The organism is Streptomyces sp. NPDC028308 (genome assembly GCF_055565855.1).
The window spans coordinates 248315-265740 of record NZ_JBVHTO010000008.1 but is presented as its reverse complement, the minus strand read 5'-3'; the positions used below and the strand labels follow the sequence as shown (position 1 = coordinate 265740).

The following is a 17426-nucleotide window of genomic DNA, read 5'->3' as shown; positions in this document are numbered from 1 at the left end:
TCAGACCGCGGCCGCGAGGTAGCGCAGCGAGGCCAGGGTCGGGCGGACGACGACCCGGCCGGGAGCGTGACTGCGGGCGGACAGGACCTCCCGCAGAAGGGCCTCGCGCTGGTGCAGCGCACCAGGGCGGCCGGAGAGCACCCGCTGCCAGGTGCGAGTGCTCTCGCGCTGCCCGCGATCGCCGGGGTGGTAGGTGGCCCGGCAGTCGAGTACGACGCCGCCGTCCTGTTCGGGAAGCAGCCGACGGAGGCCGATACGGACGGAGGTCTCGGGGAACTCCAGCATCACGGCGTCCTTGTCGCACACGACCTGAAGGGCCTCTGTCAGTCGACGGTCGCCGATGATCAGAGTGAACCGGAGCGCGAGGCCCTGCCGTTTCATGCCGGGCCACTGCCGACGCCGCTGTGGTAGGCGGGCCGCGCGATGTGAGATGTCTGCGTCGGACATGGTGAGCTGTCTCCTGCCTGCGGCCCGTAAAGCGGTGTCCCGGGGCGGACGGGTGTCTGTTGCCGGTGGTGGGGGCGCCCGGCGGTGTTGCGAGCGTCGCTCGGCACCGTTCGGTGTCGGGAGGGCCGGTGCGGGCTCGTTCGGACCGGCGCCGGCCCGCGGCGCGCCGGTCCGAACGGACGGCGAGATGCGGTCACTTCTCCAGGCAGAACTCGTGGATCGGATAGCCGACGTGCCGGTCCTGCTCGGGCAGATACCCGAGGACTTTGTCGCCGGGCTTGAGCTCGGTGCTGTTCAGCACCGTGCCACCGGGGCCGAGGACGCGTACGTGCCAGTCGTCCTGCAGGATGAGGTTGACCGTCCGGCCGTCCGCGGAGACGGCGTCGATGGACAGCAGGGGGCGCGACTCGATCTTCACCCGCCCCACCGTCACCAGCCGCGTCTTCCCGTGGATGTCGACGGCTGTGACCTTGCTGCCGGACCCCAGCTCGCTGAGGTAGCTGGTGCGCTGGTCGACGGCCAGGGTGTACGAGTGGATGGCTCCGGCGTTGACCCGGAAGGGGCGCGTGGGCATGTATGGCAGTGGGTGCGTCTCACTGACGCAGAGGATCATTCCCTTGGAGTGCGAGCCGACCAGGATGCCCTCGTCCTTGCGGAAGTGTGTGGTGGTGTCCACGCAGGCCCGCTCGCCCATGCCGACATGGGCGGTCGCCGTGACCTCCAGCTCGACCAGGTCGAGGTCGGGCACCCCGGTCTCGGCGGCCCGCTTCAGCATGGTCGCCTCGCCGACCCGCGAGGGAGCCATGAGCACACCGTCTGAGCCCAGTTCGAGTACCCCGAAGATGATCTCCGCCTCCTGGACGTCCTGGGCGACGGTGATCAGGCTTCCCTTAGCGCCGGCGGCCGCGGCGATCACGATCTCCAGCGGGATCTTCGTCGGGTCCCGGAACAGCAGCAGGCTCCACTGGTCGGCCCGGCCGGAACGGCATGCGTTCTCCAGCGTCGGCGCGTCCACGATCTCCACGTACCGGCCGAACTCGATGTGCGGGTGCCGCGCGGCGAGTTCGGCGGGGTCCCCGTGCTTGGCCGGGTCGACGACGACCACGTCGGCGGACCCGAAGTCCTCGGGCAGCGGCCGGTCCTGGGGGAACAGGACCCTCTTCACGGTGGGCGGCAGGGGCTCCAGGTCCGCCGGGTCAGCGGCGAGGATGCCGTCCACCCGGGCGTGAATCGCCTCCTGAACAATGGCTTCTTTGGCCGAGCCGACGTCACGGATGTCGATCCAACTGAGCTTCACTGCACACCTGCCAATCGCGAGGAGGAGAAGGGAACCGGCGCCACGGTGGGGCCGTGCACGATGTCCACGAGCTCCCGCACCAGCCGTCCGGGCGCGGGCGCTGTGAAGACCCGCCTGCCGATCGCCAGACCCTGGCAACCGGCAGCCAGGGCCGTACGGGCGAACTCGCCCAGGCTCGCCCGGGTGTCGTGGGAGCCGCCCGCGACCAGGACGGGCAACGGAGAGGCGGCGACCGCGTCGGTCATGCCGTCGGCAGGCTGGGCGAAGGCCGTCTTCACCAGGTCGGCACCGAGTTCCGCGGCCAGGGTGACCACGTGGGCCACCTGTTCCGGGGTGACGGGACCAGTGATCCTCGGGCCCCTGAGGTAGATCATGGCCAGCAGCGGCATACCCCACCGGTCGCAGGCGGCCGCCACCTTGGCCATATCGGCCAGTTGCTTCGCCTCGGTGTCGGAGCCGATGTTCACATGGACGCTGACGGCGTCCGCCCCCAGACGTAACGCCTCCTCGACGTCTGCGACCAGGACCTTGGCGTTGCCGTCCGGGCTGTGCACGGTACTGGCACTGAGGTGGACGATGAGCGAACAGGTGGCGAACAGCGTCGGGTCGAGCAGCCGGGCCCGTCCCTTGTGCACGACGATGCCGTCGGCGCCGCCGGCGACGATGTCGCGGACCAGTTCGTCGAAACGCACGGCCGCTGTGATGGGCCCGTCCGAAACCGAGTGGTCCAGCGGAACGAGAACAAGTCGGCCGTCCCCGTAACCGGCCAGCCTGGCAAAGCGTAAAGCACGTCCTGTCAGTGTGGCATTGGCCATCCTGCGCTCCTTCTGACGGGGATTCGGCGGAGACGGAGTCGATGAGGGGTCGTCGGTAGCCTGGCAAAGCGCGTTCAAGAAACGGTTGGAGAAAACGTCAAACCGCAGCTCGTGACGGCCATGGCGACGCTTGGGCGTGAGATCCGGCGGGCGGTCACGGGCGTGCAACTGGAGAATTCCGCAGTTGCCCATGGGAAGTGCCCGGTTCCGCTTGGCGCGAGGAGCGCCCGGGCGGGCGCGAGCCGGGTGCAGATCGCGCCATTTCCGTTCCGCACAGGCGTGGTGGGGAAGCCCCGGTGTTCGGCGTCCGACCGGTGTGACCACGGGCGCCCGCGGCCTCGTGTGCCAGAGACGGTCGTGGCTTGAGCGCCACAGCGGTCCCATGCGCTTCTGGTTGATGAGCAAACCGATGTGTATGTTCGTGTTGCTTGAATGAATCTCTACGGATCACCGGCACATGCATTCGAAGCGATTGATGGGGGACTGGTGTATCACTCGAAGCATTTGAACGAAGGAAACCCCGAAGGGTATGCGCGAGAACGTCCGCCGGTCGAGGGCGCCGGGGTGGCCATTCACGGCGGAATTCTCGGACCATTGCATCTGGATATCTCCGCGTCGGCCGAAGGTGTGGCACTCGCGCCGAAGATTCGCACGGTTCTGGCCATGCTGCTGGTCCATGCCGACCAGGTGGTTCCCATCCATGCGTTCATGCGCGAACTCTGGCGGGAAAGGCCCCCGGCGACCGGCCTGCGTACCTTGCAGACCTATATTCTCAACTGCCGAAAAATAGTGTCTCAACTGACGGGCTGCTCCGCCGCCTATGTCGCCCGGGAGATCCTGGTGACCGGGGCGGGCGGCTACGGGCTGAGGAGTCACCACGTCCGCTTGGACTGGTCGGAGTTCCAGCGGCTGAAGAACCTCGGAACGAAGGCTCTCGAAGTGGGCGACACCACGGCGGGAATCGACGCGCTCGACGCCGCCCTGGGGCTGTGGCGGGGCGACGCTCTGGTGGACGCCCCGGCAGGGCCCGTGCTCGACGCCAAACGGCGGTTCTTCGAGGAGTCCCGGCTCGACGCCATTGCGGTCCGGGCCGACGCGCAGATCAAGGCGGGCATGCACCAGAAGGCCGTCACCCAGCTCGCCGCCGTGACCCGGGAACACGCGCTGCACGAGGGGCTGCACGCCCAGTACGTCCGCGCTCTTGCCCTGGGCGGACGCCGGGCAGAAGCGCTGGGGGTGCTGCGCACCCTGCGTACCCGACTGGTGAGCGAGATCGGGATCGAACCTGGGGCCCCGCTCAGGGAACTGCAGTTGGCCATACTGAAATCGGAGCCCGGCATGGTGTGAGAGTCCCAGGGGCTCGTCCGGCTTGTGGCCGAGCCGTGCTGCTCGGCCACAAGCCGGACGAGCCGACCGGGGTGCGCACCGCCCGGGCAGTTCCTGCGTCCGCGCCGAGCCCTCAGCGGTCTGGCGAACCGCCGCCGGCCGCGCTGCGGCCGGTCATGGCGCGGCCAGCACCGCTTCCCGCGGCAGTGCCGTGGCAAAGGGGGCAGGGGCGGCCCGCAAAGCGTCGGCCAGGTTCTGCCATTCCTCGGCGCAGGCCGTGGCCATCTCCGAAATGGAGTCGGCGCAGTGCGCGGGAACCGAAGCGGCGATACGCCGGTGGTCCGCCGTCATGTGCAGCTCCATCATGCGCAGCAGCAGGCGTCCGGTCTCGGTCATCCGCAGGGAAGGATCGCGGCACAGGCTGCGGAACGTCGCCTTGCGGGTCTCGGCAGACATCCGCACCGGCTGGTCGTACGGCCCCGCCGCGGGCGGTGTGATCGGACGCACGGCATGCCGGGCCGCCCGCTGTCTGGCCGGCACGGGGCTCTCGCCGCGCCTCAGCCGGTCCCGTACGTCGCGCACCGTACCGGGGGAGACCCCCGCCTTCCGGGCGATGCTGCGCAGCGACGCGGAAGGGGTCTCGGCGAGCAGCCGGGCCGCGGTCCGCCGGCCCTCGGCACTGCTCAGCGGACGGACCCTGCCGTCCCGGCCGACCCGGGCCGCGCGGCCGGCGGCATCGCCCTGGATCTTCACCCGCTGCGCGGCGACGGATTTCGCGGACAGGCCGGTGACGGAGGCGACGGCGCGGTCGGACCAGTCCTTGTGGGTGCGCAGTATGCGGGCGGCGGCCGATGTGCGGTCGGCGACGGACAGCGGCAGGCCGTGCCGGACGTTGGTCCGTACGGCGAGGACGAAGGCGTCTTTTTCCGGACCGTCGAAGAAGCGCACCTCGATCGTGCTGCTGCCGCGCCACCGGGCAGCGAGCAGCCGGTGCATGCCGTCGACCACGCGCATGGTGGGGCGGTGGACGAGGATCGGGGGCAGTGGCGCCTCGGAGTCGGCCAGGAGGCGGGCGTGTTCGCTGTTCTCGCCCTGGCGGCGGGGGGAGTCGGCCGGCAGCAGCCAGCTGATCGGTACGACCTCCACCTCGGACAGTTCTGACGCGAGTGCGGGTTCGGGATCGTCTTCAGGGCTCATCGCGTAGTGCACCTCCGGTGAGTGTTGCGGTCAGGACACGCCCAGGGGGTCGTGGGGGGATGACGCCGAGGACGGGAGCGGCTCCTTACGTCCGGTCAGCCACTGCCGGACCTCCGCCATGGCGGTGCCGTCGCTGTCGGCGTCGATGTCCTCGGCGAGATCGGCGATCGTGATGTGCCGCAGTGCCGCCCGCCACGCATCCTCGGCGGCGGCCATGGCACGAGAGACGGCGCAGGGTTTCGTGCACTTCTCCGGCTGTACGGCGAGGGGCCCCTTCCGGCGGATCTCGGTGCAGCGGAATGCCGGTTCCGGCCCGTCGACCGCGCGGAGCACGTCCAGGACGGTGACCTGCTCGGGCGGGTGAGCGAAGGTGTACCCACCCACCGGGCCCGGTGTGGAGCGCAGGATGCCGGCCTGTGACAGCGACTGCAGGTGCTTGGCGAGGTACGCCGGCGGAATGCCGTGAAGCTTCGCCAGCCGGCCTGCTGACACGGGGACTTGGCTCTGGCTGAGCGACACGCAGCAGTGCAGCGCCCACTCGACGCCGTTGGTCAGCTTCATGTTCCGCAGTCTAGCAATCGCAGACCTTTTCTATCCGTGATTCTGCTATAACGAGGACACCAACTATCCGAGATAGGTGAAGGTGCAGGTCATGAGTGAGGCAGAAGATCGTTTAACGGCATCGCGTGCCACTGCGGCCCCCGGGCGTCCCGCGGAGTCCAGGAGCGCGTCGGTGCCCGGACCCGCGGCGCTCGGGTTCGCCGCCGTCGCCCTGTTCGTGGCAGCGGCCAACCTGCGGCCCGCGATCGCTGCCGTTTCCCCCCTGGTGGACCGGATCCGTACGGACCTGGACCTGTCGGCGACCGGAGTGTCACTGCTGACCACCGTCCCGACCCTGGCGATGGGTCTGTGCGCGCCGCTGGCCGCCGCAGTCGGCCGCCGCTGGGGACTGCACAGAGGCGTACTGCTCGGTCTGGCCGTGGTCGGCCTCGCGACCGCGGCGCGCGGCCTGGGGCAGTCCACCTGGCTGCAGTTGGTGTGCGCGGCGGTGGTGGGTACCGGGATCGCCATCTCCCAGACACTGCTGCCGGCCGTCGTGAAGACCCGCTTCGCCGACCGCGCCGCACTGGTCACCGGCATCTACACCGCCGGCCTCGGCCTGGGCGGCGCTGTGGCGGCCGGCGTCAGCGCGCCGCTCGCCGACGCCCTCGACTCCTGGCCGGGCGCCCTGGCCTCCTGGGGAGTTCTCGCCGTGGCCGGCATGGTGCTGTGGACGGCCGCCAAGGGCTCACTGCGCCTGGAGCATGTCGACGGTCCCAAGGGGCCGGCCACCAGCGGACTACCCTGGAGGTCCGGTCTCGCCTGGCGGATCACCGCCGTGTCCGCGGGCAACTCGGCGCTCTACTACTGCGAACTGGCCTGGATCGCACCGCTGCTGCACGACGACGGCCAACTCAGCGAGAGCCGTGCCGGGTTCATGCTGACCGTGATGATCTCCATTCAGGTCGTTGCCATGCTGGCCGTTCCCGCTCTGCTGGGGGAGCGGCAGGACAAACGGTTCGGTCTCGCGCTCACCACCGTGCTGACCGCCGTGGGCTTTCTCGGATTCGGCCTCAGCCCCGGCACCGGCACCTGGCTGTGGGTCCTTGCCATGGGCGTGGGACACGGCGGTCTGTTCACGCTGGTTCTGACACTGCCCGTCGCCGCCGCCCGGGACGCGACACAGGCCGGCCGGTTCGCCGCCATGGCGTTCTTCGTCGGCTACGCCTGTGCGGCACTCGGCCCGGTCGTCGTCGGCGCACTGCGCGACGCAGCCGGCGACTTCAGGCCGGCGTTCGTTCTCCTGACGGTGCTCACGCTGCTGATGCTGCTGCCCATCTCCCGGCTGTCGCCGCAGCACATCGCAAAGGATCAGGACACCGCCTGAGCCCCGCACCCGGCCGGTCCGCACGCCGGCCCCGCAACGGCAAGAGCCCGCCCAATCCCCCGGGGCGGGCTCTTGTCCTGTGTCCGGACGGTTCCCGAGGCGTCCGATGCCCCCGCAGCCGAGGACTTTCGCGTCGCCCAAGCGCGCCGCCCCCGCCCTGTGCCTGCGCCTTTGCCGTACACCTGCTCGATGTTGAGTACTTCTGAGGCTCGGTCCCGACAGGGTCTCGACAGGCGTTTGCGAGGCTGACAGCGCAAACGGCCCCCGGCGACGGGAGGCCCGTCCGGTCCCCATGTACGTGCCCCACGCGTCGTACGTGCCCCACGAGGTCGGGAGGAACCGCATGCGCCAGCCAAGGACACGCGTCGCCATCGTGGGAGGCGGCGTCGCCGGACTGGTCACCGCCACGCTGCTGCGGCGGCGGGGCATCGACGTCCGTATCTTCGAACAGACCCCGCAGCTGGGCGCGATCGGCGCGGGAATCCAGCTCTCGCCCAACGGGGTCCGCGTCCTGCACCGGCTCGGACTCCAGGCGGCACTCGCCCGCACCGGCGTCCGGGCCCAGGCGATCGAGACACGCCGGTGGGCCGACGGAACCCGCATCGCCCGGGTGCGGCACGGCGTGGCCTGCACCGAACTCTTCGGCGCCCCCTACTACTTGATCCACCGCGCGGACCTGCAACGCTGCCTGTTGTCGGTGCTGCCCGAGCACGTCATGGAACTCGGCAAGGGCTGCACCCGTGTCGTCGAAGGGCCCGACGAGGTCGCACTCCACTTCGCCGACGGCACGACGACCACCGCGGATGTGGTCATAGGTGCCGACGGAGTGCACTCCGCGGTCCGCGCCGCGGTCGTCCAAGACGAGCCCCGCTTCTCCGGATACGCAGTGCACCGCGGCCTCGTCCCGGCCGCGGCCGTACCCTCCTTCGCCACGGACCCGCGCGTGCTGTTCTGGCTCGGACCGCGCCGCCACGTGACGTACTACCCCGTCAGGGGCGGCGACATCGTCCACTTCAGCGCGGTCGGCGCCAGCAACGACGCACGCACCGGATCCTTCTCCTCACCGGACGAGATGAACGAACTGGCGACCGGGTTCGCCGACTGGCACGAGGAGGTCCGGCGGGTCGTGACCGCCGCCGGATCGGTCACCCGCTGGGGCCTGTTCGACCGCGACCTCGCGGACCGGTACGTCACCGGCAGGATCGCCCTGCTCGGCGACGCCGCCCACCCGACACTGCCGTACCTCTCCCAGGGTGCCAACCAGGCCCTGGAGGACGCCGTGACCCTGGCCCGATGCCTGTGGGAAGCGGACCCGGCGCGCCTGGCACCCGCGCTCCACCGCTACCAGTCACTGCGCAGGCCGCGTACCGCCGAGGTCCACCGCAGGGCACGGGACCTGGCCCGGACGTTCCACCTGCCCGACGGCCAGGAACAGACCGACCGGGACCGCGAGATGCGCGACCGGCAGGAACCGGAACATCTGAGCTGGCTCTACGGCTTCGACGCCGATGCGGCGACCACCCCGACACCCGGCCCGGCGTCCCCGGTTCCGGCGCCCGTACCGGCCGCACACCCCATCCACCGGCTCTGACCTGCGAGGAGAACACTGTGCTGCACACCCTCTTGGGCCGAGCCACCCGCGGGAACGGCTTCTACATCGGCGACATCTTCCACGCCGCCGCCCGCCGCGATGCCTCGACCAGCGTGATCCTCGACCACCCGCCACAGTGGGCCCCCGACAGCGGGACCCGCTTCACGGTCGGTGAACTCGCCGAACAGACCGACGAGCTGGCGGCCCGACTGTGGGCCGCCGGCGTCCGGCCCACCGAACGCGTGGCGCTGTACAAGTCGGAGAACTTCGACATCGCCCTGCTCGCCTGCGCGGTGTCCCGGATCGGTGCCGTGCCCGCACTCCTTTCCCCCTCCCTCGACGGCCCGACGGCGGCCCGGCTGCTCCTTCGGCTTGAACAGCCGTGGCTGCTGACCGACGGCGACATCCTGGCCGGCCAACTGCGCCACATACCGTTGGACGGCACCGTCCGCAGGACGCTGCTGTCGGCCGGGGCCGCACCGCGGGGCCACACCGGCGAGGTCGACCTGCTCGCCTCCCACGCGGACGCGCCCCGTCGCCCGCCGGTGTTCCTCCACCCCCGCGAGCCGTCCCTGATCACACACAGCTCGGGCACCACCGGCACCCCCAAGCTGGCGGTGCAGACCCCCGAGGCGGGCTGGCACCGGCTGGTGCCCCAGCGTCTGGTCTCCTGGCCGATTCGGGCGCGGGAGACGGCCGCGCTGTGCATCACGCTCGTCCATTCACGCTTCTACCAGGGCCTGGCCATGTTCCTCGGCCACGGCAACCCCCTGGTGATCGCCATAGACCCGGACCCGGCGTCCATCGGGCCGCTGCTCGCGCGGACCCGGCCCGGATACCTGGAGACCCACCCCAACACCTACGTCGACTGGGAGGAACTCGACCGCGCGCCCGACGACCCCCTGGCCGGGGTCAAGGTGTTCGGTGCCACCTTCGACGCGATGCACCCGCGCACCATCCAGCGGATGCTGGCGGCCTCCCGGGCCAGGTTCCCGGTATTCGTGCAGTTCTACGGCCAGTCGGAGGTCGGCCCGATGGCCGGCCGCTGGTACACCCGCCGCACGGCCCACAAAGCCGACGGGCGCTGCGTCGGACTGCCGCTGCCCGGCTTCATCTCGATGCGAGTCGTCGACGACGCGGGAGAGAAGGTGCCACCCGGCCGGACCGGCCACATCGAGGTCCGCAGCCGGACCCGCATCCTCACCTACCTCGGTGAGGACGAACGGTATGCCGATCAGATGCACGACGGCTGGTGGCGGGTCGGCGACCTCGGCCGGCTCAGCCGCTGGGGACTGCTCCACCTGATGGACCGCGAAACGGACCGCATCGAGACCCTGGACAGCAACCTCGCCGTCGAGGACCTGCTGATGAGCCGCCTCGACGAACTGCGCGAAGTGGTCATTGTGGCAGGCCCGGCCGGCGAACCGGTCCCGGTGGTGGCCACCCGCGACGAACTGCCGCTCGACCAACGCCGCTGGCGCCGGGCCGTCCTGGACCTGCCCCCGATGGCGGAATTCCGGCAGTTCCGGTACGACGACCTGCCGCGGACCTCCACCCGGAAGATCCAGCGGCCCGAACTGGCCCGGCTCGTGCGGGAGGCCCTACGACACCCCGACACAACCGGCGACGACGCGGACAAGACGGTGGGTGCCTGAACATGGAAAACCAGCGGAGCGTGGGAGCGACCACGCACGACACGGCAAAGCCGGCGACCGTGCGGCACACGGTCGAAGACACCGCAGGCCGACAGCTCATCGAGCTGATGGCAGGCTTCTGGAAGACGCAGGCCGTCTTCCTGGCGACCGAACTGGGCATCGCCGACGGCATCGCGGCCGCAGGCCGCATCCCCACCGTCGACCTGGCGTTGCGCACCAACACGGACGCCGACGCCCTGGGACGGCTGCTGCTGTTCCTGGAGAGCCTCGGCGTCGTCGAGGGCGACGACCGGAGCGGTTACGCCCTCACGCCTGTCGGCGAGTTGCTGCGCACCGACGCACCCGGCTCGATGAGCGACCACGTCCGCATCTACGGCTCGCACTTCTACCAGGCGTGGGGCGCCCTGTCCCACTCGCTGCGCAGCGGACGCTCGGCGTTCACCCACGTCTTCGGCAGCGACCTGTTCTCGTATCTCCACCAGAACCCCGACGTCTCGCTGACGTACGAACGCGCCATGGTGGCGGGCACTCCCTTCTTCGCCGAGGTCGCCCGCGCCTTCGACTTCTCCGCGGCACGCCGGATCGTGGATGTCGCCGGGGGGCACGGAGCGCTCCTCGACGAGATCCTGAAGGCGAACCCTGGCCCGCGCGCCGTACTGTTCGACGCACCGCATGTGATCGAGGAGGCAGCGAGCCGCCCGATCGCCACCGTGCACGCAAACCGCTGCGAACGGATCGCCGGCAACTTCTTCGAGTCCGTCCCGCCGGACGGCGACGTCTACCTCCTCTCGCGCATACTGCACTGCTTCGACGACGACGCCTGCCACCGGATCCTCACCAACTGCCGCCGCGCGATGAGCCCGGGCGCCCGGCTGGTGATCCTGGAGCGCATCCTCACCAAGGGCACCGGCTCCTCGCTCACCCAGGGCTACAACATGCACATGCTGGTGGTGCTCGGCGGCGGCCGCGAGCGGGACGAGGCGCACTACCGCGCCCTCCTCGAAAAGGCCGGATTCGCCGTGGAGTCCCAGCACCGGCTTCCCCTGGAGACACACCTCCTCGTCGCCGCCCCCGGCTGACCGATCCCTGCCCGCATGCCCCCACGGACCAGGAGAGACCTTGACCAGTCAGGCCCCGCCCCCGCACCAGACCGCCGACGACCGCCCACGGCTCCACCCCGAACTGCCCCTGGCACCGGGCGCCGTCACCCGGGCACGGGAGCTGGCCCTGCGCAACCCCGTGGACCTCGACACGGCGACCGCGCTCCTCGACCACGTCGTCCGCAACGCCCGGTCGCGGCCGGACGCCTGCGCCGTTGTCGACGGCGAACGCACACTCACCTACGCTGGGCTGCTCGGCCGGGTCGCCGCGGCACGGGACGCACTGCGTGCGCACGGTGTGCGCGCCGGTGACACCGTCGCCGCCGTAGGGCCGCGCAGCGCACACACACCGGTCGTCTTCCTCGCCCTGGAGAGCGTCGGGGCGTCGTACCTGCCGATCGACCCGAGCTGGCCGCAGGACCGGGTCCGGGACGTCCTCGAGCGCAGCAGAGCCGCCCTGCTGGTCGACTACTCCGCCGGCGCCGCCTCCGCCGCCCGCCAAGCCGCCGACGCCGGAGGATTCGCGGTCTTGGCTCTGCCGAAGAAAGCCAGGCCGGGCGGCCTGGACGAGGGCCCCTACAGCGACCGCAGCGGTGAAGCCCGCTACACGATCTTCACCTCCGGCACCACCGGTCACCCCAAGGGCGCCACCATCGAGCACCGGGGCCTGCTCAACCATCTGTGGTCCAAGGTGGCCGACCTGTCCCTCGGGCCCGAGGACGCCGTCGCCTTCTCGGCCCCGCTGGTCTTCGACATCTCCATCTGGCAGATGCTCTGCCCCTTCCTGGTCGGCGGCAGGGTCGTCGTCCTCGATGACGCCGTCATGCGTATGCCGCGGTGGCTGCTCGGTGCCCTCGATGCCGCGGCCGTGAGCGTCGTGGAACTGGTGCCCACCGTCGTCAGCCGGCTCGTCGACGAGATCTGGCGGCAGCAGGGACCGGCCCTGCCGGGACTGCGGTGGCTGCTGTCCACCGGCGAGGAGCTGTACCCCGCCCTGGCGGAGCAGGTGCTCGACACGCTGCCGCACGTTCACCTCGTCAACGCCTACGGGCCCGCGGAATGCTCCGACGACGTCGCTCTGCACGTCGTGACCCGCGCCGACCTGACTCGCCCCAGGCTTCCGGTCGGCAGGCCAGTCGCCAACTGCACCCTGCACGTCCTGCTTCCGACCGGCGACGGCACCTGGCGGCCGGCCGAACCGGGCGAGAACGGTGAACTGTTCGTCGGCGGCACCTGCGTCGGCCGCGGCTACCTCAACGATCCCGCCACCACCGAGCGCGCCTTCTTCCACGACCCCTTCGAACCGGGCTCCGCGACCGGCCGGATCTACCGCACCGGTGACCTCGCCCGTGTCGAGAACGCACTCGTGCACTACCTGGGACGCGGTGACCGGCAGGTGAAGGTCGGCGGTGTCCGGATGGAACTCGGCGAGATCGAAGCCGTCCTGAGCCGGCACCCCGGCGTCGAGAGCTGCGCCGTCACCGTCTCCGACGAAGGCGCCGTCAGCGAACTCGTCGCCCACTACACCCTGCGCACCGAAGTGGCGCAGGCGGAACTGCGACAGGCGCTGAGCGCTGCCCTGCCCCCGGTGATGGTGCCGCGGCGCTGGCGGCAATGGGACGCGCTGCCGCTGAGCCGCAACGGAAAGACCGACTACCGGTCGCTCACGGCGGCCACGGCCAGCACCCGGAAAGGGGCACGATGACCACGGCGACAGCAACGACGGCCCGCGCACGCGAAGGGACGGACCGCACCGGCGTTCCCGACCTCGCGCAACGCCTCTCGGCGGTGACCCGGGCCGCCGAGCAGCACCTGGACCGCACCGAGCGGGACGCGACGTTCCCCGAGGAGGCACTGGCCCAGCTGCGCAGCACCCGCCTGCTCGGCCTGCAGGTGCCAAAGGAGGAGGGCGGCCTCGGCGGCGGCCTCGGTGACCTGATCGAGGCAGGCATGGTGCTCGGACGCACCGACATGTCCCTGGCCATGATCTTCGTGATGCACTGCCAGCAGGCCGAGGCGGTGGTACGGCACGCCGCGTCGCCGCTGCGTGAGGAACTGATCCCGCTGCTGGCCGAGGGCAAGCTGTACCTCGCCTCGGTGACCACCGAAGGCGGCAAGGGCGCCGACCTGTTCAAGTCCCAAGCCCCGCTGCACGAGACCCGGGGCATGCTGGAGGTGGACCGGGCGGTCCCCATCTCGACCGGCGGCAGCTCCGCGGACGGCTTCCTGATCACCATGCGCAGCCCGCACGCCACGGCGGACCACCACGTCTCCCTCGTCTACGCCCACCGCCACCAGTTGCAGGTGGAGGTGACCGGTCAGTGGAACCCGATGGGGATGCGCGCCACCCACAGCCTGCCGCTCAGGCTCACCGGCCGCATCCCCGGCCATCAGGTGATCGGCGAGCACGGCGCCTTCCACCGCATCGTGCAGTCCGTCTTCGGCCCGCTCGCTCACATCGGCTGGTCGGCCGCCTGGCTCGGCACGGCCTCCGGTGCGCTGTCCCGGGTACTGCACCTGCTGCGCGACCCGGCCGGCCGTAAACGCTTCGACCTGGGCTCCGAGCTGCTGCTCACCCGGCTGTCCCGCGCCCGGCAGCGACTGGAGACCGTGCACGCGCTGTTGCGCCGCACCCAGGAACTGGCGGAGTCGGGCACGGACTGGTCGCTCACCGGTCACCAGCTGCTTCTGAACAACCTCAAGATCACGGCGGCCGAGGAGTGCCACGCCGCCGTCGAGGAACTGATCGACGCGGTCGGCCTCAGGCACGGCTACCTCCAGGACTCGCCGACCCGCTTGGAGAAGGCCCTGCGCGATCTGCGCTCGGCCGTCCTCAACTACAGCAACGACCGGCTGCACCTGGCCGACGGGCGGCTGTGCCTGCTCGACCCGGACGTCCGTTTCGGCTGATCCTCCACCCCTCTCCGGCAGTCACCGCACCCACCTCTCACTCTCCCGAGGAATCGCCATGCCTGGAAACACCGCCGAAAGCTCCACGCAGAACTGGAACACCGCCCTGAAGTACATCGCGGGGCGCAAAGCGGCCGAGGAGTCACTGGGCTTCGTCGCGCACATCAGCACCACCGTCCGGGAGACCCAGGACGTGGCGGACGTCGTCCCGGCGGTGGCCCGCACCTGTGTGCCGTTCTTCGCCACCGGCGTCTCGCTGGACGCCGGACCCGGCCGGGGCCAGGCGGTCGTCCAGGCACCGGACGAACTGGCGGCCACCCTGGAGGCATTGCGCGCTCTGGCCATCGAGACGGAGCAGCGGCAGATCGTCGTCAGCGAACACGAGGGACTCGTCGGCAAGACCGACCCGCGCCACCTGGAACTCCTGCGCGAAGGCGGCTGCGACTCGGCGGTGGTCCTCTCGCTGGCCTACCGGGGGCTGTCCGGCGGTCACCTCGTGCTGGCCCGCGCGGCGAAGCACCGCCGGGGCCCCTTCAGCCCCGGGGACCTGGCGCTCGCCTGCGAAGTAGCCGACCGGGTCGGGGCGTTCAACGCACTCCTCGCCCTGTCCGCTCGCGCCGGACAGTGAGCGGGGAGAGCTGATGACCGCGACCTGGACGGACGTACGCGACTGGATTCTCGAGCGCAATCCGGACCTGACGGAACTGGAGCCCGAGACCGACATCATCGGCTCGCGCATCGTCGACTCCCTGCAGTTCGTCGAACTCGTCCTCTACATCGAGGACCTGCGCGGCACCGCACTGGAGTCGAACGACGTCAGCCTCGACTCCTTTCGCACCCTCAAGGGCATCGAGCAGAACTTCTTCCAGTAGAGGCAGACACCCGTGCGGGGAGAGGTGAATGGGCACCACGACCGGACGATCCGTAGTCATCCAGGGCGATGTCGAAAGGGCCGAGGACGTCGTCGTGTTCCTGCCGCCCGCCGGCTGCGTCACTTCGCCGTACTTCGAGATAGGCGAACACCTCCCGGACATCCTGCCGGCCGCGCACTGCGAGATGCCCGGGCGCGGCCGGCTGGCGGCCGAGGAGTCACCAAGCTCCGTGCACGAGGCTGCCGACCGCTGGGCCGCCGAGCTGGCCGAGACCCTGCAGGGCCACCGGCTGCACTTCTTCGGGCACAGCCTGGGCGCGCTGTACGCCTATGAACTGACGCTGCGCTTCGAGGCCGGGTCCGTCTGCGAGGCAGCGAGCCTGTCCGTGTCGGGAGCCCGCGAGCCGGGCAGCGCACCCCGCTCCCTGCTGGCCACCGCATTCGCCGCTCTCCGGGCGTCCGAGCAGGACGGCGCCGCGGAGCAGTGGATGGACCGGGACCTGCGGATGCGGGACGAGTACCGCACCACCCGCCAGAGGGTGCAAGCACCGGTGGCGCTGCTGTGCGGCACCTCCGACCCCTTCGCGCGCCCGGCGGAGATGGAGGCGTGGAAGAACGTCACCAGCGGCCCTTGCCTGGGGATGTTCACCTTCCCCGGCGGCCACGACTACTACCTGTCCGGCCGGCAGGCGATCGCGGACACCCTCACCCGCATCGTCCACCACGGCCGACATCCCAACCCTTCGCGTCCCCTCACCCCGAACTGAATGGAGACAGCAATGCCGAACGACCAGCAGAACGCACCGTCGGTCGAGCAGTTGATCGATGTCATCACCAACAGCTCGGTAGGTATCGCGGTGACCGACGCCACCGGCGCCGTCGTGCTGCACAACCGGGCTCAGTCCGTGCTGATGGGCGGTGAGGCCGCCCACCTGGGTGGCCGCATCCTGCTCGACAGCTCACAGGACGGCCTCACGGCACTGATCCAGCGACTGGAGAAGGAACAGCGGATCGAGAACGTCCAAGTCACCTACCGCGACGCCGAAGGCGGGCACGAGCGGGCTTCCTGGGTGAACGCCGTCCTGACCGGCAGCGGCGACGCCACCCGGATCCACTGGGTGAGCCGGCCCGAGCTCGGCGAGCGGCTTCCGGTCTCCAACGACAGCTCCCAGGACGTCACCTCGGACGCGGCGTCCTGGATCCGTGCCGTCGACCAGTGCCCGCTGCCCGCTCTGGCTCCCACCAAGGAGCACGAAGACGTGATGCGGGAGTTCTACGAGGTCGCCCCGGTGGCGATCCACCTGATCGGAGTCAACGGCCAGGTCATGCACGCCAACCCCGCGGACGTGGCCCTCGTCGGGTACACCGCGTCGCCGGCCGAGTACGTCGGCGGGCACATCCGCACCATCTACGAGGACAAGGGGCTGCTCGACGACTTCCTCGGACGCTGGGACGAGGACTCGCCGATCATCAACTTCCGGGCCAACTTCCTCACCCGGGAGGGCACCCCGAAGCCCGTGCTCATCTTCTCGACCGCCCAGGCCGAAGGCGGCAGCGTCTCCAACACCCGCTGCTTCGTCTTCAGCGATCCCGAGCCGCAGCGCGCCCGCGACAGCATCAGCGCCTTCGGCTGGCCCGCCTGACGCCCGGCGGGCGGGGCGGGCCGGGCGCCCGCCCCGCCCGCCCGGCAACCGCAGGTTTCCCGAACGGACCACACGACCCCAGGGGTGGCTGTGTCCCACGTATTGGTCATTTCCGGCAGCCCGTCCGCGACCTCCAAAACCGAAGCCGTCGGCGACCACGTCGCGCGACGCCTCGCCGAGTACGAGTGGCACGTCGGACACCTACGAGTGCGCACCCTGCCGGCCGCACCACTGATGAACGCCGACGTCGCGGACCCCGCGATCGCCGAAGCCATCCAACAGGTCTCGCGAGCCGACGGCATCGTCCTCGCCACACCGACATACAAGGCGAGCTTCTCGGGCCTGCTCAAAACGTTCCTGGACCTGCTGCCCCGACACGGATTCGGGCAGAAGACCGTGCTGCCCCTGGCCACCGGCGGCAGCCTCGCCCATCTCCTCGTCCTCGACTACGCGCTGCGGCCCGTGGCCCACGCCCTGGGCGCACGACACGTGGTGCAGAGCGTCTTCCTCCTGAACCAGCACCTGGTGCTGCACGAGGACCGGCCGCGACTGCTCCCGCAGAGCGCGCAGCTGCTCGACGACGTGATCGAGCAGTTCCGCAAGTCTCTCGTCTCGGCCTCATGAGCCGGACCAATCCGATTCCGCTG

The 17426-nt window shown here is 70.4% G+C and carries 17 protein-coding genes; 12 read left to right on the top strand and 5 right to left on the bottom strand.

Annotated features, from left to right (window positions below; translation table 11 throughout):
• The 3 genes from ACZ4VA_RS20110 to ACZ4VA_RS20100 all read right to left on the bottom strand — a co-directional run bounded on the left by ACZ4VA_RS20110 (position 1) and on the right by ACZ4VA_RS20100 (position 2559).
• Positions 1–447 (bottom strand): hypothetical protein, encoded by a 447-nt coding sequence (locus ACZ4VA_RS20110; protein WP_355785851.1) that lies wholly within the window; start codon positions 445–447, stop codon positions 1–3.
• A gap of 193 nt (positions 448–640) precedes the next feature.
• Positions 641–1744, bottom strand: coding sequence for a 3-dehydroquinate synthase II family protein (locus tag ACZ4VA_RS20105; protein ID WP_388904909.1), 1104 nt, complete (start codon positions 1742–1744; stop codon positions 641–643).
• Complete coding sequence (locus ACZ4VA_RS20100) at positions 1741–2559, bottom strand: 2-amino-3,7-dideoxy-D-threo-hept-6-ulosonate synthase (protein ID WP_468082283.1); 819 nt, start codon at positions 2557–2559, stop codon at positions 1741–1743. Before ACZ4VA_RS20100 ends, ACZ4VA_RS20105 begins: the two co-directional genes overlap by 4 nt.
• A gap of 432 nt (positions 2560–2991) precedes the next feature.
• Between ACZ4VA_RS20100 and ACZ4VA_RS20095 the strand changes: the two genes are divergently transcribed.
• Positions 2992–3906, top strand: a complete 915-nt coding sequence (locus ACZ4VA_RS20095) for an AfsR/SARP family transcriptional regulator (RefSeq protein ID WP_355785849.1) — start codon at positions 2992–2994, stop codon at positions 3904–3906.
• Positions 3907–4059: 153 nt separating this feature from the next.
• On the opposite strand, the gene ACZ4VA_RS20090 is transcribed toward ACZ4VA_RS20095, so the two are convergent.
• Both ACZ4VA_RS20090 and ACZ4VA_RS20085 read right to left on the bottom strand, forming a co-directional pair.
• Complete coding sequence (locus ACZ4VA_RS20090) at positions 4060–5082, bottom strand: ParB/RepB/Spo0J family partition protein (protein WP_356170353.1); 1023 nt, start codon at positions 5080–5082, stop codon at positions 4060–4062.
• 30 nt (positions 5083–5112) lie between these two features.
• Positions 5113–5643, bottom strand: coding sequence for an RrF2 family transcriptional regulator (locus ACZ4VA_RS20085; protein WP_355794119.1), 531 nt, complete (start codon positions 5641–5643; stop codon positions 5113–5115).
• A gap of 172 nt (positions 5644–5815) precedes the next feature.
• Here ACZ4VA_RS20085 and ACZ4VA_RS20080 point away from each other — a divergent pair, with 172 nt between their 5' ends.
• The 11 genes from ACZ4VA_RS20080 (at position 5816) to ssuE (ending at position 17403) form a co-directional block, all read left to right on the top strand.
• Positions 5816–7009, top strand: a complete 1194-nt coding sequence (locus tag ACZ4VA_RS20080) for an MFS transporter (RefSeq protein WP_355794120.1) — start codon at positions 5816–5818, stop codon at positions 7007–7009.
• 343 nt (positions 7010–7352) lie between these two features.
• Entirely contained in the window at positions 7353–8600 is a 1248-nt protein-coding gene (locus tag ACZ4VA_RS20075; RefSeq protein ID WP_355794451.1) for an FAD-dependent monooxygenase, read from the top strand.
• Between the two features lie 17 nt (positions 8601–8617).
• A complete protein-coding gene (locus ACZ4VA_RS20070; RefSeq protein ID WP_468082282.1) occupies positions 8618–10255 on the top strand; it encodes a class I adenylate-forming enzyme family protein in 1638 nt (545 codons plus the stop codon).
• A gap of 2 nt (positions 10256–10257) precedes the next feature.
• A complete protein-coding gene (locus ACZ4VA_RS20065) occupies positions 10258–11334 on the top strand; it encodes a methyltransferase (protein WP_468082281.1) in 1077 nt (358 codons plus the stop codon).
• A gap of 40 nt (positions 11335–11374) precedes the next feature.
• Positions 11375–13060, top strand: coding sequence for an amino acid adenylation domain-containing protein (locus ACZ4VA_RS20060; protein ID WP_356170364.1), 1686 nt, complete (start codon positions 11375–11377; stop codon positions 13058–13060).
• Positions 13057–14265, top strand: a complete 1209-nt coding sequence (locus tag ACZ4VA_RS20055; protein WP_468082280.1) for an acyl-CoA dehydrogenase family protein — start codon at positions 13057–13059, stop codon at positions 14263–14265. Before ACZ4VA_RS20060 ends, ACZ4VA_RS20055 begins: the two co-directional genes overlap by 4 nt.
• A 58-nt stretch (positions 14266–14323) precedes the next feature.
• Positions 14324–14893, top strand: a complete 570-nt coding sequence (locus tag ACZ4VA_RS20050; protein ID WP_356170369.1) for a GAF domain-containing protein — start codon at positions 14324–14326, stop codon at positions 14891–14893.
• A gap of 13 nt (positions 14894–14906) precedes the next feature.
• On the top strand, positions 14907–15137 hold the full coding sequence (locus tag ACZ4VA_RS20045; protein WP_355789611.1) for an acyl carrier protein: 231 nt from the start codon (positions 14907–14909) through the stop codon (positions 15135–15137).
• Between the two features lie 28 nt (positions 15138–15165).
• Entirely contained in the window at positions 15166–15903 is a 738-nt protein-coding gene (locus ACZ4VA_RS20040; RefSeq protein ID WP_468082279.1) for a thioesterase II family protein, read from the top strand.
• 12 nt (positions 15904–15915) lie between these two features.
• Positions 15916–16779: a PAS domain-containing protein gene (locus tag ACZ4VA_RS20035; RefSeq protein ID WP_356170376.1), complete on the top strand. Its 864-nt coding sequence runs from the start codon at positions 15916–15918 to the stop codon at positions 16777–16779.
• A gap of 90 nt (positions 16780–16869) precedes the next feature.
• Complete coding sequence (gene ssuE, locus ACZ4VA_RS20030) at positions 16870–17403, top strand: NADPH-dependent FMN reductase (protein WP_355794507.1); 534 nt, start codon at positions 16870–16872, stop codon at positions 17401–17403.
• Positions 17404–17426 lie beyond the last annotated feature (23 nt).